Raw genomic sequence first — 23,176 nt, forward strand, 5'->3', positions numbered from 1 at the left:
TTTAATTAATAGCGATTAAGCTTATCAATCAGCGACTTAATAAAAATCGTATGAAAATCTAAAGCCAATAGAACGCGGTCTATTGGAAACCACTTTAGGGGTAAACTGTTGCGTATCTATGTACAAAGTTGCACTTTCATTGGTTAAATTATCAATGAATATCTCAGCTTTCCACTCATCATTAGTCACACCAAAACTTAAATTAGCTAAGAAGTAGCTGTCTTGTATGTAACGTCCTCCAGCAAAGGTTTGACCGTCACTGTCTTGATAGTTAACACCAGAATATACATCCGCTTCTCTTTGAATGCTCAAACCAGAACCTGTGCCATAGACTAATTGGGTCGCATCTTCTATTACATATGCGTCCATCGTCATACTACCAAGTCTGTCGCCGGTATAACTTACTGAGCCATTAACATAGCCAGTTAAGCCATCTGATAATTGGTAATAGTATTGTGCTTGTAAGTTACCAGAAAACTCAGCCGAATAAGGTAACTGGCTACCAACCGGTGGTGCAATTCCGACAAGTTCGTCATTAACCGATGTGAGTTCACTACTAATTATACTGAACGCACCAGAGATGATTAAATCTTCGGTTGCTACCCAACTAAAGTCACCATCTACACCTGTGATTTCAGAGTCACCCACATTATCAGTAAATACTAAGAAACTGATATTGGTAGGGTCAAATCGTGATGTTTGTAAATCTGTGATCTTAGAAAAATAAGCCGTTGCATTTAAACGTAGTTTTTGGTCTAACAATGTCGACTTAAAGCCCACTTCTACATTATCCAGGCTGTCCGTTGTTGAGTAGACCGGTATGCGGAACCCATCAAATGCGCCGGCCTGATTTTTCGCTAAACCGCCACCAACACGATTGGTAACCGGTGGTCTGAAACCTTCTGAATAAGAAGTGAATAACAATATTTCTTTAGAAACTTTCCAGTCCAAAGACGCTTTAATAATGGTATCGCTTACCGTTAAGGTTCCATTGTCATCCAGTAAACTGGTATCTAACTGGCCATTGGCAATGGCTGCTTGAATAGCTGCTGCTTCGCCGGCGCCAAAGAATTCAGTTAAAGCTGCATCGCTGCCATCACCAAATGCTTGTAGCCTGCCACTTACATCAACCGTTGATGTCGAACCTTTAAATGAATCGTCAATTTCATACCAACGTGCACCTAAAGTTGCCGTAACTGTATCGGTAAGATCATACTCAAACTGACCAAATACAGCGATTTGATCTATGACGTGGGTAATGTCGTTAACAAAGCTGATTTCTGAAGGGAAAGGGCCTCCGTCACTATTAATGCCATCACTACCGACTAAGGTTCTTTCTAAATTGGTGAAGTTATATGCGCCATCTAACGTTGTATTTGCAATGTTAAATAGTCCAACTGTTGCTAGCTCTTGATAGTCATAAAAGACACCAGCTGTTACACGCCAGCGATTTTGGTCTGAGGTATTAGCACGCAGTTCATGGGTAATTCGTGAAGTACTTGTATTTTCTTTATAAAATTTTGTTGGATCGGCACAAGATTGTTCAGCTTCCGGCACGCCCGCATAATTACAAACATAATACGCAGAAAATGCGCCGCCGTTAGTATAACCGGTATAATCAATGGTTGAGCTAATATCGCGGTCTAGGTAACCGCCAGTATAGACAACATCAAGTTGATTAAGACGACCTTCTAAAGTCCAAGTGGTTAAGCCAAAATCATCATTATTGTTTTCAGGCATAAATCGGTTGGTTGATGTTTCACCTTCAAGATTAGGGTCATAGGCAAACACACCTTCGGTATCAAGAGATTGTTGAGTATGTTGTATTAACAATTCCCATTCATCATTGATCAAATATGATAATCCAAAACGTGCACCTGCATAACTTGCGGTATTAAAATTATCTTCCACTAGTTCAGCATTATTTGGACTAGTAATAGCCGTGGTTGATGGATTGGCTAACGCACCACCAGACACTCGGCTGATCACTTCTGCGCTACCTATGTAACCACCATTTCCTGGATCATTTAAAATATTATCTATCCAACCACCTTGATGATCGTTGTAAGTGGCAACTCGGATAGCAACAGAGTCAGATACCGGCATATTAAAATAAGCTTGGACAGAATTACTTAAATCCCCACCTTGAGTGGAACTCGTACTGGTGTCAAAACCCGCTGTAAAGCCATCGTGACTTGGTTTTTTAGTGATTAAACGTACTGTTCCTGACTGAGAGCTTGCACCAAATAGAGTGCCTTGAGGACCTGGTAAAACTTCTACACGTTCCACGTCTGTGGCGTAAACATCTAAGTTACGTCCTTGCATAGAAACTGGTTGTTCATCTAAATAAAAGGCAACAGATGGTTGCAATGCTTGTACAGAGGACACTGAAATATTGGTTTGTGTAGTGGCCGCGCCACGAATGTATATTTCATTTTGGCCAGGACCCGTGCCCTGAAAAACAACATTAGGTAAAAATTCAACGTATTCGTCAAAATTTGCCACACCAAGCTTTTCTAAACTAGCGCCTGTTAATGCCGAAACGGTTACGGGAACTTCTTGAATAGATGCAGATCGTTTTGTTGCGGTAACCTCTATAACCTCAATCTTTGCGTTTTCTTTCTTTTCGGCTTCCTCAGCATAGAGTGAGCCAGAGGCGGCTATTGCTGTAAGCACAGCGCAATGCAGCTTAGTGAGTTTCATATTGATTATCCCTTGGTGTGTTAGTTGCTGTTCTGTGGATTACCGTTAGAGTACTAACTATAATTACAGTAATGCTAGCTTAGCAATAAATACGTGTTTATTCAAAAAGATACATATTTGTCTTGTTATAAGGTATATGTATAGTTTGATTAATACTATGTTGTTTACAGCATCCGTTAACTATATATACTATCAACACGAACTAAATTCAGGGGAATGACTTGTCTTCATCCGTTAAGAGTCAACTAAATAAAAAAGTGTTTGTTAGCGCTTCATCTTTGATCATTGCACTGCTGTTATATACGGCTTTCCTTCCCAAACAAGCACAAAACTTATTTAACCTTATTCAATCAAGCATTGTTGAAAATGGCAGTTGGTTTTATGTTCTCACTGTCGCCTTTATTTTCTTTTTTGTTATCTTCCTCGGGCTGTCACGATATGGCGACATACGCTTAGGCCCCGACCATGCCACGCCAGATTATTCAATTATGACTTGGTTATCTATGTTGTTTGCAGCAGGCATGGGCATAGGTTTAATGTTTTTTGGCGTTGCTGAACCTTTAATGCATTATTTATCGCCACCAACGGCAGAATCAGGAAGCGTTGAAGCGGTACAAGAAGCAATGAAAATGACTTTTTTTCATTGGGGCCTACATGCCTGGGCTATCTATGCTGTGGTCGCGTTAGTATTGGCTTATTTTAGTTACCGTCATAATTTACCTCTTACGTTACGCTCGGCGTTATATCCATTAATTGGTGAAAGGATATATCAATGGCCAGGCCATTTAGTTGATGTGTTTGCTGTTGTAAGCACGGTATTTGGTGTTGCCACATCGTTAGGATTAGGTGCTTCGCAGGTGAATGCCGGCTTTGGTTATTTATTTGGTATTGAAGTGTCTGTATTTAATCAAATTATCATCATGTGTGGCATTACTGCGTTGGCGGTGTTGTCAGTCACAGCCGGCTTAGATAAAGGCATAAGACGTTTATCTGAAGCAAACATGATCTTAGCCGTTTGTTTATTAGTGTTAATTTTTTTACTAGGTCCTACGGTCTTTTTATTAAAAGCCTATTTACAAAATATCGGTGTTTATCTATCTGACATTATCCATAACACGTTTAATTTATTTGCTTATAAAAAGACCAATTGGATTGGCGGTTGGACTATATTCTATTGGGGCTGGTGGCTTGCTTGGGCACCGTTTGTTGGTTTGTTTATCGCACGGATCTCTAGGGGCCGTACGATTAGAGAATTCATCTTAGGGGTAATGTTAATACCCACCGTGTTCACGTTATTATGGATGACCATTTTTGGTAATAGTGCAATCGATCTTGTTTATAACCAAGGGGTTGTCGCATTAGGTGATATGGTCAGCCAAGACTCTTCTGTTGCATTATTTGTTTTCCTTGAAAACTTTCCTTTTACAACTGTTTTGTCCTTTTTTAGCGTATTAATGATCGTGATATTTTTTGTTACCTCTTGTGACTCAGGGGCGATGGTAGTTGATATGTTGTGTTCGCATGGCAGTAACGAAACCCCAATATGGCAACGTGTTTATTGGGCGGTTGGTATTGGTGTGGTGGCAGCAATATTACTCATTGCAGGCGGATTGAATGCCCTGCAAACTATGACGATTGCCAGTGCTTTACCTTTTGCGGTTGTTTTATTGTTAGCGATCATTGGTTTAATAAAAGCTCTTCGGGTTGAAGCCTTTAAGCAAGATAGTCAACTGATTATGGCTCTGCCGCAATCTCATAGCGAAAATAGTGATAATTGGCAAACTCGACTGCAAAACATTGTCGACTTTCCTAACAAAACCAATGTTAATAAATTTATTAGCCAGACCGTCGCGCCTGCATTTGAGTCTGTGGCTGCTGAGTTAAAGAAAAATCATATTACGGTATACGTTTCAGATGAAGAAGGCCTCAACTTAGTGGTCGATCATGGCGAAGAACAAGAATTTGTTTATCGTGTACTTGCTCAAAAATATTCACAACCTGACTTTGTTACGGAAGGGGATGATGATGAAAGTTATTATCGTGCTGAGGTGCATTTAAAAGAAGGTGGCCAAGATTACGATATTATGGGCTGGTCTAAAACGGCAGTGATCAATAATATAATTGATCAATACCATAAACATTTACATTTTCTACATTTGTTACGTTAATAGAAGTAACAACTTGAAAAGGAAGGACAATTGAGTCTATCGTTTCACATCGATTTTAATGGAAACTGCCAAGCTGCATTTGAGTATTATGCTCAACACTTAGATGCAAACATTGGCATGTTGCTGCTATTTAAAGACTCTCCGGCTTCTTCGTCCGTTCCTGACAATTGGCAAGATAAAATAGTCCATGGCAATATTAAGTTAGCGGGAATAGAAATAGCGGGGGCGGATGTTCGACCTGAACATTACAATAAATCCAAAGGCTTTTACCTTTTGTTAACTTTTCAAACGCCTGAACAGGTAAAACAAGTGTTTGCTCATTTAAGTGTTTATGGTGAAGTACTTATGCCACCGCAAAAAACATTCTGGTCTTCATGTTACGGTATCTTAGTTGATCAATTTGCCGTGCCTTGGAAAATAAACTGTGGGGGATAATTATTTATTTCTTGCCAATAAACCGTCATTATAAGGTGTTGTAATTTAATAAACGTTGTCAGCAATAAGAGAATATATGAAAGCCGTAATGAGAAAAGTATTTGCACCAATTCTTAACCATTTTGAATCTGGCGAAGAACAAATCAGTTATAAAAAATCCCATAGAACCATATTATTGGTGGTGGGTGTTTTATTTTTAGTTCTTTCAAGTCTTTCTGCCTTTGCTGCGGTTTATGCCATGCAAGGTGCTGCTGCGATTCCAATTATTGTGTTTTTTGCTATTGGCTTAGTATGTTTTGTTATTGGCTTTTTAGGCACAGATCGCGCCGTTGCAAAAATATGGGGTAACAAGTAGTTACCCATGTTTCGTTTTATTATGACTGCTAATACGTTTAATTTTATTCACTATTTTTATCCATATAAGCGTTAAAAATAAAGGCACACCTATTAAGATGATTTCCTTAATAAAAGGCAATACATACATCAAGATAGGAGGCATATTGGGTTTGGTATCATTATCGCCATGTGAATAACCGGTTTGGTTTATATTTACAGCCCAATCTGTCAGCTCTAAACCCATCATTAAAATACTCATGGTAATTGAAACTAACAAAACAATGAGCAGACGTTGTTTCCATCGATATTGTAAGTACTTCATAACTATTCTGCTCTCTGGCTCATACGTTTCGATAGCTTAACTATCCAACTCCAATTGAGTGCTAAGTGAATGCCTAACATGGGCATTAACAGAGTGGTAGAGTCATGGTGTACTTTTGACCAAAAATCTTGAAAAGTTATTTCTATGATTGAAGGTTGTACAGGCCAAAAGTTAGCTGATTTTATGGGCCGCGATAAAGCTCAAATAAACCGCTTAATTAAAGAGTTAGTCAGTCAGGAGTTAATCGTAAAAGAGGAAAATGAAAACGATAAACGCAGTCAATTTTTGGTCTTGTCTGCAACCGGCCGTGAGATAATGCAGATGTTTAAAACAATAGAAAAGCGGGTGTTTAGTCAAATGGTTGGTGATATTTCAGCAGAAAAAATAGACACCTTTATAGAAGTAACACAGAAACTAAAAAGTAATTTAGCATAATCAAATAAAGCTGATCAGCACTTAATGTGTTAACTGAATCACAGATCTTGAGCGCTAGGTTTATATTGTCTACAATGGCGCACTTTTATTTTATTCAGATCAACAATATGAACGACACTAGCGCAAAACCAACTTTACCGGATCGCCTTTCTGTTAATCCACGTAGCCGATTCCATGTGGCTGAAATATTTGAGCATAACATTGGCATTCGAGTGAATGGCAAAGAGCGTAATGATGTTGAAGAATATTGCATCAGTGAAGGTTGGGTAAAAGTACCATCAGCTAAAGCGTTAGACCGTAGAGGCCAACCACTTTTACTTACGATTAAAGGCACGGTTGAAGCTTTTTATAACTAACTACTAATGTAAATGGATACGTTACACTCAGCAACGTATCCTCTTATTCCTTTCATGTCACCTTCATATTTAGAACATCAACTTAATACTGCTGAACTTGCTCTAAATGCCGATGGTGTCATTCCCGTCCAGCGTTTAAATGCTCGCCTAAAATTAGTTACATCATTAAATTGCAATCGATGCGCAATATATTCATTGTTATATTGGTGTTCCATCATGGCAAAAATAGCTTGTTGGCAGCGGATCTTATCCAATAATATCTGATAGCTGGTTTTGTGTTGAGCTAATTTCCTTTTTAGCGTTGCAGGACTCATTGCAAAGTGCACAGCACAACGTTCAAGACTCACATCATGGTTTATCAATCTTGTACTGATAAATTGACTGACGGCTTGCACAAAGCCAATCATATATTTTTCTTTTCTAATGATACGTGCATCTTGCAGTGCAATCTTTTTAAGGGATTGACTGCAGTCTTGTAAGGTTTGTGTTAAGTATTTGTCCTCAATGGTCAGCATTGCCAATTGCTGATCAAAACTCACTTTATTACCAATGTGCACATGATATTGCTCAATATAATCAACTTGTTTGTAAGGCAGTTTAATCGTCATTGGGATTAATTCACCAAAACGATATTTTATCGCACCGATCATGGCCGATAATACAAATTCATATAAAAACGTTTGCTGACTAGTGGATATTTCTCCAATTGCTGAGTTGAAAAGTAAATGGGTTTTATTATCGGTTTTTGCGACTTCTATGTATAAAAATGGAAAGATTTGTAATTGAAATAACTGACATAACTTCAACATTTCAAGCAGGTTTTTACAGTTTAAAAACGCTTGGGATAATTGACCTAGCTGGCTTGGAAAATATTTTCGACCAAGTATAAAACTTAAATCATCACGGTTGGTTAGGCGTAGAGTGTTGTCGATGATGGTTAAGTATTCTGCGGTAGATATGGTTAAGTTAGCTTGTTCTAAATCTTGATAGAAACATCGTGTACCTTTAAGAATTTTGTCTGGATGCAAGCCACTCTGTTTCGCCAAATCAACAAGAACAACAACAAACTGTCTGCAAAGGACAATTTCATCTTGTCGTTCAAAGGTTTTCATTAGGCCACATCTTTACTGTTTAAATGATGTTTGGTTGCCAACATCCGATCATTTAACTTTTCTAAAATAGTTAAGTAATCATCATTGCCATCAAACTGCATCACACAACTGGCGACATGTTGATATTTAGCGCTCGTAGACTTACCGACTTTAAAGGCCAAATTGGCAATAGAATGTTCTATTTGAGCCGCTAATGTTTCTGAATTTTGAATACTGGTATTTGGCATTAAAATGATAAATCGGTCACTGGCGTATCGACAGGCTAAATCTTCATCTCTTAAGTTCATCAAAATAACTTGTGCGGTTTCTCTTAATAAAATATCACCTTGCTGATCGCCATATTCACGATTAAAACGATCAAATTTACGAATGTCGATTAACATCACAGAAAACGATTCTTGGTGAATAGCCGCATTCGATATCTCACGCTGCAATTGATCTTTCATGTATTTGGCGCTGTAAAGTCCGGTTATATAGTCCGTTAAACTATGGTCTCGGTAATAACGTTCGGTATTGCGCAGTTGTGTGTTTATGGTCATCTGCTCTTGGTGCCACAAATACAAAGCAAAAGACATGATCACCATCCCTACTGGCGCAGGTAAAGATTCAATGGTGGTTATCCAAGTATTGTTGTCAGGGTAAACATAAAACTCATCGATGAAATCCAGCAACATTGATACGTGAGTTAAGGTTAACCCCATAAATAACAGCGTGGTCACTTTGCCAGCTGGACGGCTGATCAAGATAAAAAATATCCATACTAAGGTCATTAAGGTAATACCACCTTCCCCAGCTGCATCAAATAGATCTAAATCCACAATCGGCTTTAGCTCACCAATATGTGCTGTGAATCCAACGATGGTCGTGATAACCACCAGTAAAATGAAAAACAAATGACGATGAAATTTTAAAAAGGATAAATTCATAAACTTTATATTTAGTTAACGGTTTTACAGCATCATAGTGAAACCGTTCTTTTAAAGTAGGGTCATATTAGCTCACGCTAATGACAGTTTTATGAAAACAAATCGTGGGATTAACTTTTATGTGTTGAATGTTAAGCCTATTTGTCGATATTCATCGACCTTGTATGAGGGTCAAATCAGCTCATTTGGCCCTTGAACTAGTTTTAAACCGGTTAAAAATAGCTAGTTTCTCCATCGTCAAAATCGACTGAAATATTTCTGTCACTTTCATTGTTTAGGTTAGCCGCGATTAATAACAACTCACATTAATACGCACTTCAATTCGAATAAAAATGAGAATAAAAATGAAAAATAAAAACGGAATATTTAAACTGTCGATTTTAAATACCGCTTTGATCAGCGCAATTGCGTTATCTTCTTCAGCCGCCTTAGCCAACACGGATTTATCGGGACGTATTACCGATGCTAAAAATAGTGTTTATTTTGAAGGTGCCAAGATAACCATTGAAGAATTAAACCTCACTACAATTAGTAAACGAGATGGCTCATTTCATTTCGGCAAGTTACCCAAAGGTCAATATACATTGATCATTAGTTATGTTGGTGTGCCAGACGTTCGTAAAACCTTGATAGTATCGGACGAAAATAAGTTAACTAAAAACTATGTAATTGGTTCAGATAAAAAAGGCGTTGAAAACTTAATCGTATATGGACAACGCGCTGGACAAGCTGGTGCGTTAAACCGTCAGAAAAATGCGAATCGATTAATATCAGTAGTCAGCGCAGATTCAATTGGTCAATTACCAGATCAAAACGCAGCAGAAGCCTTGCAACGCTTACCAGGTCTTTCAATTCAACGTGACCAAGGTGAAGGCCGTTTTGTTGCGATACGTGGAATAGACCCAAACTTAAACAACGTCACTATTAATGGATTAAACGTACCGTCACCAGAAGCGGGTGTTCGTAGTGTTGCTATGGACGTTATTCCAAGCGAACTGATCTCAAGCCTTGAAGTCAGTAAGACCGTTACACCAGACATGGATGCTAACGCGGTTGGTGGTTCTATTGAAGTGAAAAGCTTAAGCGCCTTTGACCGCGAAGGTCAGTCTTATTCTATTACCGCTCAAGGTTCTTATAATGAATTAGAGGAAGCTGCGAGTCCTAAATTATCAGGCAGTTATTCAGACGTTTTTGTTCTTAATAACGGTTATGAATTAGGTGTTGCAGGTGCATTTTCTTGGCTTAAACGTGAGTTTGGTTCAGAGAATATGGAAACCGGCGGAGGCTGGATAGATGTGGAAGTTGAAGATGCCGCAACGGGTGATGATGTTGAAGTTTTTGGCACTGAAGAGATAGAGCAGCGTCAATATCAAATTGAACGTGAACGTACAGGTGTTGCTCTTAATTTAGATTTACGCACGTCTGTAACCGATAGCTTCTATTTACGCAGTTTTTTCAGCGAATTCTCAGATGATGAATACCGTCTTAGAAATGTATATAAGTTTGATAAAGGTGCCATTGATTTAACCTCGCATACAGACACGTCTGCTATGTATCAAGATGCAGAAATGGAACGGGATACGAAAGACCGATTTGAGACCCAAAAAATCACTTCAGTTGTGGCTGGTGGTGAACATAAAATAAATACCTTATTTGTTGAATATCAACTAGGTTATTCCAAATCCACAGAACAGGAGCCAACTCGCTTAGATGTTGTATTTGCAGGTGAAGAGTTCGATTTAGGTTATGAAACGTCAGGTCAAATTCCACAGTTAACGCAATCGGCCAATGCCCATGATTTAGCTAACTATGAAATGGATGAAGTCGTTTATGAAAATAACTTAGCAGAAGATGAAGAAGTCAGTTTTCGTTTAGATATCACTAAAAGCTTCTTTTGGAGCAATAACAGCGGTGAATTTAAATTTGGTGGTAAATACCGTAGCCGTGAGAAACTAAATAGTGTTTCAGCAAGCATTTATGATGGTGATTTTAGTGATGCTACAGCACAAGACTTCAATAGCGGTTTGGTTGATTACAGCTTAGGTGCATTTGGTGATGGGTTATCTCGTACTGGGATTCAACAGTTTGTAAATGCCAATAAGAGTAACTTCGACTTTAACCAATTGGAGTCAGACATTGAAACCTTGGGTAACTCTTATAACAGCAGTGAAGATGTGTTCGCCGCTTATGCCATGGTGAGCTTAGATGTAGATAAGTGGCAGTTTATTACTGGGCTTCGTTATGAAGGCAGTGAATTCGAAACCCAAGGTAACAAAGTTGCGTTATTGGTGGATGAAATCAATGATAATGAAACCGTGTCGATTGACTCTTGGCAAGTAACCAAAGATTATAACTACTTTTTACCTAGCTTGAATGTTAGGTACGCCGCGAGTGATAAGTTAATTGCACGTTTTGCTTATACACAAACTATTGCGCGACCTACCTTTGAAGATTCAGCCGCATTCCAGTTAATTGAAACGGAAGTAACTGAAGACGATGGCGAGATAGAAACAGAGCGTAAGGCAGAGGTAGGTAATCCAGATTTAAACCCTTATGAGTCACAAAATTTGGACTTGTCATTGCATTATTACCCAGGTTATATCGGAGTTTTGTCGGCAGGTATATTTTATAAAGACATCGACAACTACATCGTATTTAGTGAAGTACAAGACAATGGACAATGGGATGGATTTGATGAAGTTATTCAACCTATTAATGGTGGTGCAGCATCATTAATTGGCGTTGAGTTAGCGTGGAATAAAACCTTTGATTCAGGATTGTTACTAGGTGCGAATAGCACGTTTGTAGATGCAGATGCCGGTTTACCTAATCAATCAGATACCATAGGCAACATTATGATTGGTTTTGAAAATAACAGTTTTAGTACTCGCTTAAGTGCAAGTTATAAGAGCAAGGTTTATCAATTTGATGAAAACGATGTGGGTGTATTCCAAGACGACCACACTCAGCTAGATTTTAGCAGTAAGTATCATGTATCAGATTCAGTGCAAGTTTATTTTAATGCATCAAACTTGACCGATGAACCTATGTACTTATACCACGGTGTCGCTAAATATAATTATCAGTATGAGCAATACGGCCGTACGTTTGAATTTGGCATCACAATTAATTCTCTTTAGAACCTTACAAAGTAACTAGCCTGAAAGTGCGCTTACAGGCTGGTTATAAACATGGATAAAACCAATGAAAATAAATAAAGCATTTTGTATCAGTGTAGTGATGAGTTTTTTATTAACGGCTTGTAATAACAAAATTGAACAACCAGCGGCCAAAATTGAGAGCAACAACATCTCTTTTTTAGCCTTTGGTGACGGTGGTTATCATCCCGATTACCCAAAGAAAAAACACATTGAGAACCCAAGAAATAAAGAACAATTTATAAAAAAAGAAATTGAAGATTGGTTAGAAGACTACCGACCGATTGAAGAATTTGATCATGCGCCTATCTATATTTACCCTAATACCGAGATTGCCACGGAAATGACCGGTGCGTCCGCTGTTGGAATTGCCATGGCTAAATTATGCCAAACTCGCGAGTGTGAATTTGCCTTACAGCTTGGTGATAATGTCTATCCAGATGGCGCGGATGCCAAAGACGGTAAAGACGATCAAAAACGCATGGATGATTTGATCTTAAAACCGTTAATTCCTTTGTTTGCAGAGAACCCGGACTTAGTGGTGTATTCAGCATTAGGTAACCATGATTGGAAAAGCTCACGCCGAGGTGTTGAGTTGCAAACCAATTGGATGGCAGAACAACCAAACTTTTATTTAGATGCCAAAGGCTATTACCAATACAAAATAGGCCAACCGGGCAATGATGTTGAGTTTTTTGTATTAGATACCAATATGTTGTTATCGGCAAAACCTATCTATGAAATTCCATTAAATCCAGATGGCAGTGAAATGGAATTAGCGGAAGCAAAGCTTAAAGGTATTGGTGAACTTGAAGTGGCAGAGCCACATGAAAACCCAGTAAATGGTGAAGATATCGTACAAATTGAGTGGTTAACAAAAGGGTTGGCTAACTCTACCGCTAAATGGAAGATAGTTTATGGGCATCACATTTTATGGTCGATTGGTGGCACTAAATACAGTGAAGGGCATGTATTGCGTGAGCGTTTAATGCCTATGTTATGTGAATATGCAGATGCTTATATTGCTGGGCACGAACATGACTTAGAGTTGTTAACGGATGATTGTTCGGTTTATTTACCGGGTAATACGCGTCCACCGTTACCGCTTATTATTAGTGGAGCCGCGTCTAAAATGCGTGGTAAACATACACCTTTTGCAGAACAACAAGAAAAGCGTTACCCAGAGTATGATTTATTATGGTCTAAGAGTTTTGTTTGGGGATTTGCTCATATCAATTTAGATAACCAAGCTGATAAATTAGACGTTGAGTTTTTCACGACACCGAGAAATTTATCTAATGAACTCGTGCCAGAAGTGAAATTTAGCTTCGATCGCAGATAGATGTTAACTCCTTAATTTTAGTAGAACTAAGCCAGAGACGTTATAAGCGTCACTGGCTTTTTTAGTTTTAGACTTTTATAAATCAATCAAATTAGACAAATCAAGGTGTATAGTTGATTGAACATTGTTTAAACAGCGGGCCCAAAATGGGAAGTGCGTTCGATCAATTTGTATCCTGAAGTGGGTAATTATATTGAGAGTCGGGGACAAAACCAGATAGGTAAAATAGGTGAGTTGCGATAAAAATATTATTGTATCTGTTATACAAAAGCCGCCATAAACGACGGCTTTTGTATATGTACTTTTGTTATTATGACTTAGTTAGTCGTTTTTCGCGGTTCACGTATTAAGGTTAATGACCCATCAAGGTGCACATCGCGCTGAGGATACGAAATCACTATGTCGTTTTCATTAAATAACTCGTCGATAGCAAATCGAATGTTACTTCGTACGGCTCTTAATCCACCTTCAACATTTGATTTAATCCATAAATTGACTTCAAAGGTCAATGCATTATCGCCAAAATCATCGAAGATAACGGTAGGACCAGGATCGGATAACACTTCAGGTTGAGAATTAGTGGCTTGTAGAAGCAATTCAGCTACTTTTTTGGTGGGTGAGCCGTATGCTACGCCAACTCGTACCGATGTTCTCATTAGTTTGTCGACTAACGTCCAGTTGATCACTGTATTTTCTAATAGTTTACTATTCGGTATTAACATATGAACTCCGTCTACCCGACGAAAACGAGTTGAACGAGTATTAATTTCTTCTACCACGCCTTTGGCATCTTCTACTTCTAAAAAGTCACCAATACGAATTGGACGTTCCCACATTAATATCCAACCACTAATAAAATTATTGATGATGTTTTGTGCACCAAAACCAAAACCAATCGCAATGGCACCAGATAAAAAAGCAAAAGCAGCGATAGGAATATTGATAAGATCTAACGTGGTTATCAGGATAATAACGATAGCTAAAACGTACATTAACCTTTGCGTTAAATGAATCAGGTTAGGATCTTTACTTTTACTGGTGAGCTTTTTGGTTACAAGTTTAACCAGTGCTTTGGTCAGCCAAAAACCAAGTAATAATACAATTGGGATCAATAAGATATTGCCCAATGAAACGGGTTGTCCGGAAATGGTAACGAGGGTTTCACTAAGTAGTGTTCTAATGCTGTCTAAATTCATATTTTTATCTTTTATTATTTTTATAATAAAAAACCCCAATTGAGAGATTCAATTGGGGTTTTAGTTTATTATTCTGATAAACAAAATACTTCACTTGGGTCGACTAAAAAGCGAGTACCAATTGCTTCACATCCGAACAACATTAAATAACTCATGTCTGAACGGTCAGTTAATGTGATCTCTACTTTCCAAGTATCTCCACCAAGAGTAAGTGGGGTTTTAATCACATAACGCGTTTCTGCATTACCATTGGATGACTTAATATTCCTTATATCATTTACGGCTGCGGTACATGAAACGATCTTATTGACATTATGGATATCAGGGTGAAGGTCAAACTTTACGTGCGGCTTGCCTTTAACCTTAATCTTTTCAATATTATCAACATGTAACGAAGACGTTTTTGCACCGGTATCTACTTTAACTTGCATACTATCTATGCCCAGCTCAGGTAAGGATACCGACTCAAGTCTACCGATGATCTTTTTAGTTTCCGTCGTCATTTAATTAACCTCTTAACAGACCTTCATCTTCAGGAAGTAATAATTCATTTGCAGTTTCAATTTGCTCAGCTATATCTTCATGGTCTTCTTCAAAGCTGGCGATATGGAACATAGCTTCGCCTTCTTGTGCCAATGGAATGTTCTGCTGACCAATTATAATGCCACCTCGAGTTGCTTGTACTTCACCCAAGATGTCACCAAAAGGACCGCAAATTCGAGCTAACACCTGACCTTTTAAAACATGATCGCCAAGCGAAACCAAGTTTGAAACGATGCCACTCGCATTTGCTCGAGTCCAACTGCTGTTATTCGCAATAAACGGTTCTACTTTACGTTTCTTAGCGGCCGGTTTACGTATCATTTTTAAATGTTGTAATACGTTTAATACACCTTTTAAGCCTGCACGGATTGATAATTCGTCAAAACGTAATGCTTCACCAGCTTCATATAACAGTACTTTTGTACCAGCAGCAAAAGCAGATTCTCTTAATGAACCTTCCAATACTTCAGAGTTAAGCACAACCGTAACGCCAAATACTTCAGCTAACTCTTTCACTTCTGGGTCAGATAAATCCGCTCTAATTTGAGGTAGATTGGATCTATGAATCGCGCCAGTGTGTAAATCAATACCATAGTCACAATGTTTTATGATTTCAGTCATGAATATATGAGCAACACGACCCGCTAACGAACCTTTAGCTGAACCAGGAAAACTACGGTTTAAATCACGTCTGTCTGGCATATAACGGCTTTGTGTTACTACGCCATACACATTAACCATAGGAACTACAATTAACGTACCTCTTGTTAATTTAAAGTTCTTTTGGCTAATTAAACGACGAGTGATTTCGATGCCATTTAGTTCATCACCATGAACTGCAGCACTAACAAAGATCACCGGCCCTTCTTTTTTACTTCTAAATATATGAACCGGTAAAGATACTGGTGCATTGGTGTATAACTTTGAAACCGGTAATTCTAATTGGCGAGATTCGCCAGGGGCGATTTCAAACTCGCCAATTTTAATATTTTCCATCTCTTATCTTCTAACCTTGACCTTTAGTCTTATTTACGTTGGCTAATGGTGTTTCTGCAACTCTTTTTTCAATAAACTGGATAACCATTTTAGCTACATCTTTGTTTGTTGCGTTTTCAATGCCTTCTAAACCTGGAGAAGAGTTAACTTCCATCACCATAGGTCCATTTTGTGATTGTAATAAATCAACACCACAAACACCAAGACCCATTACTTTAGCTGCATTTACAGCTGTTTCACGTTCTGCTTTACTTAATTTAACAACTTCAGCAGTACCACCACGATGAAGGTTTGAACGGAATTCGCCTTCAGCACCTTGACGTTTCATTGCGGCAACTACTTTACCACCAACAACCAAACAACGAATGTCTGCACCGCCAGCTTCTTTAACAAACTCTTGCACTAAGATGTTTGCTTTTAAGCCCATGAAAGCTTCGATAATCGCTTCAGCGGCTTTGGCTGTATCAGCTAGAACAACGCCAATACCTTGAGTACCCTCAAGCAATTTAATTACAACGGGTGCACCACCAACATTTTTAATTAAATCTTTTACTTTATCAGGTTTGCTTGCAAATCCAGTTCTTGGTAGACCAATGCCTTTACGAGATAATAATTGCAATGAACGCAATTTGTCACGTGAACGACTGATCGCAACAGACTCATTTACATTAAAAGTGCCCATCATTTCGAATTGTCTTGCTACAGCCGTACCGTAAAATGTAACTGACGCGCCAATACGTGGGATGATTGCATCGTATTTTGGTAATTCTTTACCATGATATCTAACCGTTGGACGGCTACTGGTAATATCCATATAACAATGCAAAGTGTCTATCACATCGACTTCATGGCCTAGCGCTTCGCCAGCTTCTTTTAATCTTCTGGTTGAATATAAGTTTTCGTTACGAGACAAAATTGCAATTTTCATAATATTTCCTAATGGAATTTTAAATAAGTATAGATTTGATAATTAAGGATAGCTTTAATTTTGTAATTAATATAATTTATTATTTCTATCGGTTTAACAAAATATATTGATTGAATGGTGTTTGTAAAAAAATGAATAATCAGTTATTAAGAACCTTCCTAGAGGTGAGTGAAACACTGCATTTTAGAATTGCAGGTGAGAACTTATCGCTAACTCAGTCAGCGGTGAGTGCTAGGATCAAACAGTTAGAAGTGGAGTTGTCGGTTTCTTTGTTTGACCGAACACATAAACAATTAAAATTAACCGCCGAAGGCCACCGATTGATAAAACATGCCAACGATATGTTGGATATGTGGCAAAAAACCAAACAAGATATCAGCATGGCAAAAAAGGACTCATCCCAACTAGTGATTGGTGCCATGATGTCTATTTGGGATATTGCATTGCATGCTTGGATGCAAAAAATACATAGAAATATTGAAGACGTAGGCTTGTATACGCGTATATATAATCCATTAGAATTACGCAGTGATGTGTTAAATAGAAAGGTAGATATAGGTTTTTTATTTGAGCCTCCCATCGTTGATTTGTTAGTAAGTCGACGGGTCGCATCAATACCATTACATTTAGTGACCACATCAAAATTATCTTTAACCAGTCAGCGTTATCCCAACATTGTCAGTGTTGACTATGGTGAATCCATTAACGAAGAGTATCGAAAGTTTTTTGGTGGAAAGAATTTAGCAAAACATCATATGAGTCAGCCAAATATTACACTTGATTATATATTGGAAGCCGGGGGAAGTGCCTACTTGCCAAAGCCGATGACATTTCCTCTAATTCAACAAAAACAATTGTTTGAAGTGGAAAGTGCTCCCGTTTTTTATCGAGACATTTATGCAATTTATTTAGCTAAAGGACAAAAGCAGGAATTGATAGAGCAAACATTAGATTTGTTTCCTGTAATTAAAGCACCTTTGGTGGTTAACTAAATGGTGTTGGATAAAAGCGTGTTTATACAAAAATTATTAACTGAGATTGAAGCATCTTTAGCCATAGCGACTCGAGCTGCCAATGACGCTAAAGATCTAGCTACGCATGAGCAAAGTAAACCTGAAACTCAATATGACACAGTAGGTTTGGAAGCGTCATATTTAGCTCATGGCCAATCCCAACGAGTTGCCGAGTTAAAATTGGCGTTAATGCAATGGAGTGCGTTAAGTAACATGAGCCTTAAATCCGATGGTCCAATTGAATTAGGTTGTTTAATTCAATTGATAAACGAACAGGACGAACCTTCATGGTTTTTGTTGGGGCCATCGATGGGAGGTGTGAAGTTAAACCAAGATGGCAAGTTAATCACAGTGATCACTGAGTCTGCGCCATTGGGGGCAAAACTGATGGGCAAATATAGCAATGATGAGATTGGATTGACATTACAAGGAACAAAACGATTTTACGAGATTGTTAGTATCTCTTAATCAACCATCTAGCTCATGAACAATGAGCTAGATGTAATTTGATTGCTGTGTTTTAAGGAAGTTGACGGCCTCTTGCCGCTAACCATAGTTCATACCAATGGTTACGAGTTAAAGTTAAATTTTCAGCTTGCGCACAATTTTTAATTCGAGCTGGATTTGTGGTGCCAATAATTGGTTGGATTTTAGCTGGATGCCTCATTAACCAAGCAAGTACGATGGCTTCTTGACTAACCTGATATTCAGCCGCTAACTTACTCACTAATTCAGCCGTATTTTTAACATGTTGTGGTTGATTAGAAACATCTTGCCCAGAGAATAACCCTTGGCACAAACTGCCCCAAGATTGCAATTGAATGTTATTTAATTGGCAGTACTCTAGCGTTCCCGCTTCAAAATTAACCTGTAACTCGCCTGAGTTACCAGTAGTGACACCTTCTTCAATCCAATTTAAATGCGAAAGACTCAACTCAACTTGATTAACCACTAACGGTTCAGATAACGCCGATTGTAAGAAAGCCATTTGATGTTGTTGCATATTGGATACACCAAAATGTTTAACCTTGCCAGATTGCTGCAAGGAATTAAAAGCTTGGGCAATCAACTCAGGCTCCATCAGAGGGTCAGGGCGATGCAATAAGAAAACGTCAATCTGTTCTGTATTGAGTCGTTTAAGGCTGTTCTCAGCGGATTGCAAAATCCACTCAGGAGAAAAGTCATACCGTTGCGGTGCTTGTTCGTCAGGAAAGCGGATAGCGCATTTAGTTTGCAGAGATATTTGACTGCGTAATTCAGGGCGTTGTTTTAATACTTCCCCAAAGACTTGTTCTGCTTTGCCGCGAGTATAAATATCCGCATGGTCAAAAAAGGTCATGCCTGCCTCTAAAGCGGCATCCACGGTTTGATGGGCATGTTTAATTTGTTCGGCATTGACCGGATCATTATCCCAACTTCCCCCAACCCCATGCAGCCAAATGCGATAGTACTGTTGTTTGAAATCAACTTAGATAAAGGATAACGAGAATGATGCATGAACTATGTTCCTTAATTAAAACTTACACGTGTTTACAGGTTAGTATTTTCAAACATATTTGGTGTAATTAAAATATTACAAAACAAAATTAATTGTTTAGTATAAAAAACAATATAAATCGGATTAACAAACAAGAGTCACCTTTGAATAAAGAGCATAAAAAATTAGAACGTTTAATGTTGTTCAGTGAAGTAGCACAACATTTAAGTTTTACGGTTGCTGCATCGCATTTAGGCATCTCTCGTGGTCATTTGTCTGCTCAAATTCGTCGGCTAGAGCAAGACATGGGATTGCCTCTTTTGATCCGGTCAACCAGAAGCGTGCGATTAACGGCAGAAGGCGAACGTGTTTTATCTGGCATGAATCAAATTAGATACGATCTATTGCAGCTTGAACGGAATGCCAAAAATGAAGGAACAGCTATTGAAGGAGTGATCAAGGTAACGTCGCCAAGGATTTTTACCGAAAGGTACTTAATAGACATTTTTACTAAATTTAAAAAGTTACACCCAAAAATTGAATTTTCGGTAGACAGCAGTTACACCAATTATGATTTAAATCGCAGTGATTATGATTTGGCGTTTAGGGCAACAAATACGCCGCCACAAAATATGATCGCTAAACCTGTCCTCACTTATCAGCACTGTGTGTGTGCTGCTCCACAGTATTTAGCCAAACACGGAACCCCAGAATATCCAAACGACCTAGATAATCACCAATGTTTACGTGGACAAGATCAACCAACATGGACCTTTGTTGGATGTGAAGTTAAAGCTAATGGATGGCTACAAATAAATGACAATCATTTATTAAAAGATTTAGCTTTATCAGGGCAGGGGATTATACGTGTTGCTGAATATTTAGTTGATAGAGAAATCGAACAAGGAAAGTTAATCCCATTATTAAAAAATGATATGCCTAAGGGGCTTACTATTTATATGATCCATCCGCAGTTGATCCACCAGTCTAACCGCTTGTCTGCCTTTATTAAGTTTGCACAGGACTATTTTAATTAAAACTATATAACGGATAGCACAGTTAATGGGCTATTATATTGATATTCGGTATGTTTCTTGGACTTTTAATCAAATATGAATAACAGCAACAACGATTATAGTTATTGGGTGCGTTTTGCTAGCTCCGCAGCCATAGTTGCCGCTTTTAGTATGATATTAGTAAAGGGGTATGCTTGGTTAAATACCGATTCGGCCAGTGTTTTAGCGTCATTAACGGACTCTGTATTTGATGTTGCAGCATCGATTGTTAACTTTTTTGCGGTACGTTATGCATTAACACCAGCGGATGACGATCATCGTTTCGGTCATGGTAAAGCTGAGTCATTAGCGGGATTGTTTCAATCGGCCTTTATCACAGGTTCGGCGCTTCTATTAATTTTTCACTCGGTCGGGCGCATATCTCACCCACAAAACATTGATAATATTTCATTAGGGTTAGCGGCTATATATTTCAGTATTTTCATTACGTTATTGTTAGTTGTGATCCAAACTTTTGCCTTGAAAAAAACAGGGTCAATTGCGATTAAAGCCGATAGTTTGCATTATAAAGGCGATTTATTAATGAATGTTGGGGTACTGTTTGCGCTTTACCTAACTCAATTTGGTTATTCATTTTTAGATTCATGGATTGCGATTGGAATTGCACTATATTTATTTTATGGGGCTTATGAAGTGGGCTCTGAGTCGGTACAGTCATTAATGGATAAAGAGTTGTCCAATGATGATCAACAAACCATTATGTCCATTGCCCAAAATATTCCTTTGGTCAAAGGTATTCACGGAGTGAGAACCAGACAGTCTGGCGGCACCGTGTTTATTCAATTACATCTTGAGCTCGAAGATGACATGTCCTTATTGGATGCTCATGATGTGAGTGAGAAGGTTGAAGCTGCATTAGAGAATGCCTATCCTTTCTCGGATATCCTGATTCACCTAGACCCTGTGTCTATAGTGAGGAAATAATCAAACTGATAATGTTAATCTGATAAGTTATTATTTTGGCCAAAAGCTAAGTTGTTGAGTTGTCGTTTTAATTTCATGTTAATTGAAAAACAAGGGAATTCCCTATGGTTGATTTTTAGCCAAGGCAATAGAATGCGCGCATCAAAATTAGACCCCCAAATTTTTTAATAGGATTTAACATGAAAACAGTAATGACAGCGTTAACTTTAGTGATTGGTTTTGCTTCAGCTTCATTTAGTCAAACGGCTCAAGCTGCAGGTGTTGAAGCTTTAAATGGCATTTGTGAAAATGTAGCTGCAAATGATAAGTCTCGTTTTCGCAAAAAATTAAAAGAGTCAGGTTTGAAATTACGTGACGTATATGAAGGTATTACCTGTGGTGGTGAAAACTTAGTTCGTTATGCAATGTCTAACAATGCAGAAGACGTAGGTAGCTTTATCGTTAAACGTATGCCAGCTTCTCACTTTGCATCATCTGGTGATTTAGATTGGGCTAACACTAGTGGCCACGCTGCATCTCCAATAGCGTCATCTATCGCTGCTCGATAAGATAAATTAATTAAATAGAAAAAGGATGCCTATGGCATCCTTTTTTGTTTTTACGGCGATAAACATGATGTTTATTTTATCAATTGATAACGCTCTGCTAATACGTCAATAACCTCTTGTTTTGGATTATCGGATAATACAATTTTACTGCCTGTGATTTTCTCGGCGATATTCAAGTAGGTAGATGAGATATCCATAATTACAGACTCAGGTAAAGCGTTATCACGAGCTAATGCTTCACGTTCCGGCATTCTATTTTTATTTAGCAATATGTCTGGATCAGGGAAGTGGTTAAGTAACATTTGTCTAAACCCTTCTTTCGAGTTTTCCACAACTTTTCCGTTTCTAAAATTAGGGCCATCCCATATTCTAGATGAATCAGGTGTACCCACTTCATCCATATAAATAAGCTTGTCGTTACCAGCCGCATCTTTTACATAGCCAAATTCAAATTTAGTATCGACAAAGATTTGGTCTAATTTAGCTAATGCCCCACTGATTAAGTTGAAGCCTTGTTTTAATAATACTTCATACTTATCAACATCGTTTTTGTCTAAGAAATTAAAGGCTTGATAGTTTTCGATGATATCTTGGCGACGAATATTAACATCGTCCGCTTCTGGCACATTTGGTATGCCTTTTAAAATACCTTTAGTTGAAGGGGTAATTAATATGTCGTCTAACTTCTGGTCTTTAGTTAGTCCTTCAGGTAATTGAATACCACAAAATTCACGTTCGCCTTTTTCGTAACTGCGCCACATTGAGCCAGTTATATATTGACGAGCGATCGCTTCGATCATTACTGGTTTGGCTTTTTGCACAATCCAAACAAAAGGATGCGGGATGTCTAAAATATGGCTATCCGCTAAATCGTTATCTTTAAACATTTTAAACCAGTGATTTGACACTGCATTTAATGCTGCACCTTTGCCAGGAACGCCTTTAATACCACCTTCACCGTGCCAGATGCAATCAAATGCAGAGATACGGTCACTGATGACCATAATAGCTAGCGGGGCGTCAGATTGAACGTTGTAGCCATTTTGTTCAATCAGTCGTTTACTGTCTTTAGCCGTTAACCAATACACAGAACGGACTTTCCCACTGTGAACTTTTTGATCTGTAATAATAGGTAAGTCGTTGTTTACGGCCAAAACCGAGTTAGCTAAGCTCATTGGGCTT

Annotated in this window: 23 protein-coding genes; 12 read left to right on the plus strand and 11 right to left on the minus strand. The window is 38.3% G+C overall.

Annotation, left to right across the window (positions count from 1 at the left end):
* Positions 1–36: 36 nt before the first annotated feature.
* Complete coding sequence (locus RT723_RS14045; protein WP_315947685.1) at positions 37–2,703, minus strand: TonB-dependent receptor; 2,667 nt, start codon at positions 2,701–2,703, stop codon at positions 37–39.
* Between the two features lie 221 nt (positions 2,704–2,924).
* On the opposite strand from RT723_RS14045, the gene RT723_RS14050 reads away from it, so the two are divergent.
* The 3 genes from RT723_RS14050 to RT723_RS14060 all read left to right on the plus strand — a co-directional run bounded on the left by RT723_RS14050 (position 2,925) and on the right by RT723_RS14060 (position 5,661).
* On the plus strand, positions 2,925–4,871 hold the full coding sequence (locus RT723_RS14050) for a BCCT family transporter (protein WP_315947686.1): 1,947 nt from the start codon (positions 2,925–2,927) through the stop codon (positions 4,869–4,871).
* 30 nt (positions 4,872–4,901) lie between these two features.
* Entirely contained in the window at positions 4,902–5,306 is a 405-nt protein-coding gene (locus RT723_RS14055; RefSeq protein WP_315947688.1) for a VOC family protein, read from the plus strand.
* A 76-nt stretch (positions 5,307–5,382) separates the two neighbouring features.
* On the plus strand, positions 5,383–5,661 hold the full coding sequence (locus RT723_RS14060) for a hypothetical protein (protein ID WP_315947689.1): 279 nt from the start codon (positions 5,383–5,385) through the stop codon (positions 5,659–5,661).
* Here RT723_RS14060 and RT723_RS14065 read toward each other — a convergent pair whose 3' ends face one another.
* A complete protein-coding gene (locus RT723_RS14065; protein ID WP_315947690.1) occupies positions 5,662–5,964 on the minus strand; it encodes a hypothetical protein in 303 nt (100 codons plus the stop codon).
* Positions 5,965–6,108: 144 nt separating this feature from the next.
* On the opposite strand from RT723_RS14065, the gene RT723_RS14070 reads away from it, so the two are divergent.
* Both RT723_RS14070 and RT723_RS14075 read left to right on the plus strand, forming a co-directional pair.
* Positions 6,109–6,399: a MarR family winged helix-turn-helix transcriptional regulator gene (locus tag RT723_RS14070; RefSeq protein ID WP_315947691.1), complete on the plus strand. Its 291-nt coding sequence runs from the start codon at positions 6,109–6,111 to the stop codon at positions 6,397–6,399.
* A 107-nt stretch (positions 6,400–6,506) separates the two neighbouring features.
* Positions 6,507–6,755, plus strand: coding sequence for a DUF3297 family protein (locus tag RT723_RS14075; protein ID WP_216053408.1), 249 nt, complete (start codon positions 6,507–6,509; stop codon positions 6,753–6,755).
* 77 nt (positions 6,756–6,832) lie between these two features.
* On the opposite strand, the gene RT723_RS14080 is transcribed toward RT723_RS14075, so the two are convergent.
* Together RT723_RS14080 and RT723_RS14085 are read right to left on the minus strand one after the other, a co-directional pair.
* Positions 6,833–7,867, minus strand: coding sequence for an AraC family transcriptional regulator (locus RT723_RS14080; protein ID WP_315947692.1), 1,035 nt, complete (start codon positions 7,865–7,867; stop codon positions 6,833–6,835).
* On the minus strand, positions 7,867–8,793 hold the full coding sequence (locus RT723_RS14085) for a GGDEF domain-containing protein (RefSeq protein ID WP_216053406.1): 927 nt from the start codon (positions 8,791–8,793) through the stop codon (positions 7,867–7,869). Before RT723_RS14085 ends, RT723_RS14080 begins: the two co-directional genes overlap by 1 nt.
* A 344-nt stretch (positions 8,794–9,137) precedes the next feature.
* On the opposite strand from RT723_RS14085, the gene RT723_RS14090 reads away from it, so the two are divergent.
* Both RT723_RS14090 and RT723_RS14095 read left to right on the plus strand, forming a co-directional pair.
* On the plus strand, positions 9,138–11,933 hold the full coding sequence (locus RT723_RS14090) for a TonB-dependent receptor (protein WP_315947695.1): 2,796 nt from the start codon (positions 9,138–9,140) through the stop codon (positions 11,931–11,933).
* Positions 11,934–12,033: 100 nt separating this feature from the next.
* On the plus strand, positions 12,034–13,293 hold the full coding sequence (locus tag RT723_RS14095; protein WP_428983709.1) for a metallophosphoesterase: 1,260 nt from the start codon (positions 12,034–12,036) through the stop codon (positions 13,291–13,293).
* A gap of 317 nt (positions 13,294–13,610) precedes the next feature.
* On the opposite strand, the gene RT723_RS14100 is transcribed toward RT723_RS14095, so the two are convergent.
* From RT723_RS14100 to rimK, 4 genes are all read right to left on the minus strand, one after another.
* A complete protein-coding gene (locus RT723_RS14100; RefSeq protein ID WP_315947699.1) occupies positions 13,611–14,489 on the minus strand; it encodes a mechanosensitive ion channel family protein in 879 nt (292 codons plus the stop codon).
* Between the two features lie 68 nt (positions 14,490–14,557).
* A complete protein-coding gene (locus RT723_RS14105) occupies positions 14,558–14,992 on the minus strand; it encodes an ATP-dependent zinc protease family protein (protein WP_315947701.1) in 435 nt (144 codons plus the stop codon).
* A gap of 4 nt (positions 14,993–14,996) precedes the next feature.
* Positions 14,997–16,028, minus strand: a complete 1,032-nt coding sequence (locus tag RT723_RS14110) for a succinylglutamate desuccinylase/aspartoacylase family protein (protein ID WP_315947703.1) — start codon at positions 16,026–16,028, stop codon at positions 14,997–14,999.
* Between the two features lie 10 nt (positions 16,029–16,038).
* Positions 16,039–16,956: a 30S ribosomal protein S6--L-glutamate ligase gene (gene rimK / locus RT723_RS14115; RefSeq protein WP_216053398.1), complete on the minus strand. Its 918-nt coding sequence runs from the start codon at positions 16,954–16,956 to the stop codon at positions 16,039–16,041.
* Positions 16,957–17,087: 131 nt separating this feature from the next.
* Between rimK and RT723_RS14120 the strand changes: the two genes are divergently transcribed.
* Together RT723_RS14120 and RT723_RS14125 are read left to right on the plus strand one after the other, a co-directional pair.
* Complete coding sequence (locus tag RT723_RS14120; protein ID WP_315947705.1) at positions 17,088–17,948, plus strand: LysR family transcriptional regulator; 861 nt, start codon at positions 17,088–17,090, stop codon at positions 17,946–17,948.
* Between the two features lie 18 nt (positions 17,949–17,966).
* Positions 17,967–18,437 (plus strand): transcription elongation factor GreAB, encoded by a 471-nt coding sequence (locus RT723_RS14125; protein WP_315947707.1) that lies wholly within the window; start codon positions 17,967–17,969, stop codon positions 18,435–18,437.
* Between the two features lie 52 nt (positions 18,438–18,489).
* On the opposite strand, the gene RT723_RS14130 is transcribed toward RT723_RS14125, so the two are convergent.
* Complete coding sequence (locus RT723_RS14130) at positions 18,490–19,308, minus strand: aldo/keto reductase (RefSeq protein ID WP_315947709.1); 819 nt, start codon at positions 19,306–19,308, stop codon at positions 18,490–18,492.
* A gap of 8 nt (positions 19,309–19,316) precedes the next feature.
* Positions 19,317–19,466, minus strand: a complete 150-nt coding sequence (locus tag RT723_RS14135; protein ID WP_315947711.1) for a hypothetical protein — start codon at positions 19,464–19,466, stop codon at positions 19,317–19,319.
* Positions 19,467–19,610: 144 nt separating this feature from the next.
* Here RT723_RS14135 and RT723_RS14140 point away from each other — a divergent pair, with 144 nt between their 5' ends.
* The 3 genes from RT723_RS14140 to RT723_RS14150 all read left to right on the plus strand — a co-directional run bounded on the left by RT723_RS14140 (position 19,611) and on the right by RT723_RS14150 (position 21,994).
* A complete protein-coding gene (locus RT723_RS14140; RefSeq protein ID WP_315947713.1) occupies positions 19,611–20,483 on the plus strand; it encodes a LysR family transcriptional regulator in 873 nt (290 codons plus the stop codon).
* Positions 20,484–20,558: 75 nt separating this feature from the next.
* Positions 20,559–21,446, plus strand: coding sequence for a cation diffusion facilitator family transporter (locus RT723_RS14145; RefSeq protein WP_315947714.1), 888 nt, complete (start codon positions 20,559–20,561; stop codon positions 21,444–21,446).
* Between the two features lie 179 nt (positions 21,447–21,625).
* Positions 21,626–21,994 (plus strand): DUF3718 domain-containing protein, encoded by a 369-nt coding sequence (locus RT723_RS14150; protein WP_315947716.1) that lies wholly within the window; start codon positions 21,626–21,628, stop codon positions 21,992–21,994.
* A gap of 71 nt (positions 21,995–22,065) precedes the next feature.
* Here the strand turns inward: RT723_RS14150 and RT723_RS14155 are convergent, their stop codons facing one another.
* Positions 22,066–23,169: a phosphoribosylaminoimidazolesuccinocarboxamide synthase gene (locus RT723_RS14155; RefSeq protein WP_315947717.1), complete on the minus strand. Its 1,104-nt coding sequence runs from the start codon at positions 23,167–23,169 to the stop codon at positions 22,066–22,068.
* Between the last annotated feature and the right edge of the window lie 7 nt (positions 23,170–23,176).

This window comes from Psychrosphaera aquimarina (assembly GCF_032461525.1).
In the GTDB taxonomy this organism is placed as follows: Bacteria; Pseudomonadota; Gammaproteobacteria; order Enterobacterales; family Alteromonadaceae; genus Psychrosphaera; species Psychrosphaera aquimarina.

Coding starts and splice junctions, on each gene's coding strand:
- RT723_RS14100 (WP_315947699.1), bottom strand. CDS start 14,489: ATGAATTTAGACAGCATTAGAACACTACTTAGTGAAACCCTCGTTACC.
- RT723_RS14090 (WP_315947695.1), top strand. CDS start 9,138: ATGAAAAATAAAAACGGAATATTTAAACTGTCGATTTTAAATACCGCT.
- RT723_RS14145 (WP_315947714.1), top strand. CDS start 20,559: ATGAATAACAGCAACAACGATTATAGTTATTGGGTGCGTTTTGCTAGC.
- RT723_RS14065 (WP_315947690.1), bottom strand. CDS start 5,964: ATGAAGTACTTACAATATCGATGGAAACAACGTCTGCTCATTGTTTTG.
- RT723_RS14110 (WP_315947703.1), bottom strand. CDS start 16,028: ATGGAAAATATTAAAATTGGCGAGTTTGAAATCGCCCCTGGCGAATCT.
- RT723_RS14155 (WP_315947717.1), bottom strand. CDS start 23,169: ATGAGCTTAGCTAACTCGGTTTTGGCCGTAAACAACGACTTACCTATT.
- RT723_RS14095 (WP_428983709.1), top strand. CDS start 12,034: ATGAGTTTTTTATTAACGGCTTGTAATAACAAAATTGAACAACCAGCG.
- RT723_RS14130 (WP_315947709.1), bottom strand. CDS start 19,308: ATGACCTTTTTTGACCATGCGGATATTTATACTCGCGGCAAAGCAGAA.
- RT723_RS14045 (WP_315947685.1), bottom strand. CDS start 2,703: ATGAAACTCACTAAGCTGCATTGCGCTGTGCTTACAGCAATAGCCGCC.
- rimK (WP_216053398.1), bottom strand. CDS start 16,956: ATGAAAATTGCAATTTTGTCTCGTAACGAAAACTTATATTCAACCAGA.
- RT723_RS14075 (WP_216053408.1), top strand. CDS start 6,507: ATGAACGACACTAGCGCAAAACCAACTTTACCGGATCGCCTTTCTGTT.
- RT723_RS14070 (WP_315947691.1), top strand. CDS start 6,109: ATGATTGAAGGTTGTACAGGCCAAAAGTTAGCTGATTTTATGGGCCGC.
- RT723_RS14105 (WP_315947701.1), bottom strand. CDS start 14,992: ATGACGACGGAAACTAAAAAGATCATCGGTAGACTTGAGTCGGTATCC.
- RT723_RS14085 (WP_216053406.1), bottom strand. CDS start 8,793: ATGAATTTATCCTTTTTAAAATTTCATCGTCATTTGTTTTTCATTTTA.
- RT723_RS14080 (WP_315947692.1), bottom strand. CDS start 7,867: ATGAAAACCTTTGAACGACAAGATGAAATTGTCCTTTGCAGACAGTTT.
- RT723_RS14060 (WP_315947689.1), top strand. CDS start 5,383: ATGAAAGCCGTAATGAGAAAAGTATTTGCACCAATTCTTAACCATTTT.
- RT723_RS14135 (WP_315947711.1), bottom strand. CDS start 19,466: ATGCATCATTCTCGTTATCCTTTATCTAAGTTGATTTCAAACAACAGT.
- RT723_RS14150 (WP_315947716.1), top strand. CDS start 21,626: ATGAAAACAGTAATGACAGCGTTAACTTTAGTGATTGGTTTTGCTTCA.
- RT723_RS14120 (WP_315947705.1), top strand. CDS start 17,088: ATGAATAATCAGTTATTAAGAACCTTCCTAGAGGTGAGTGAAACACTG.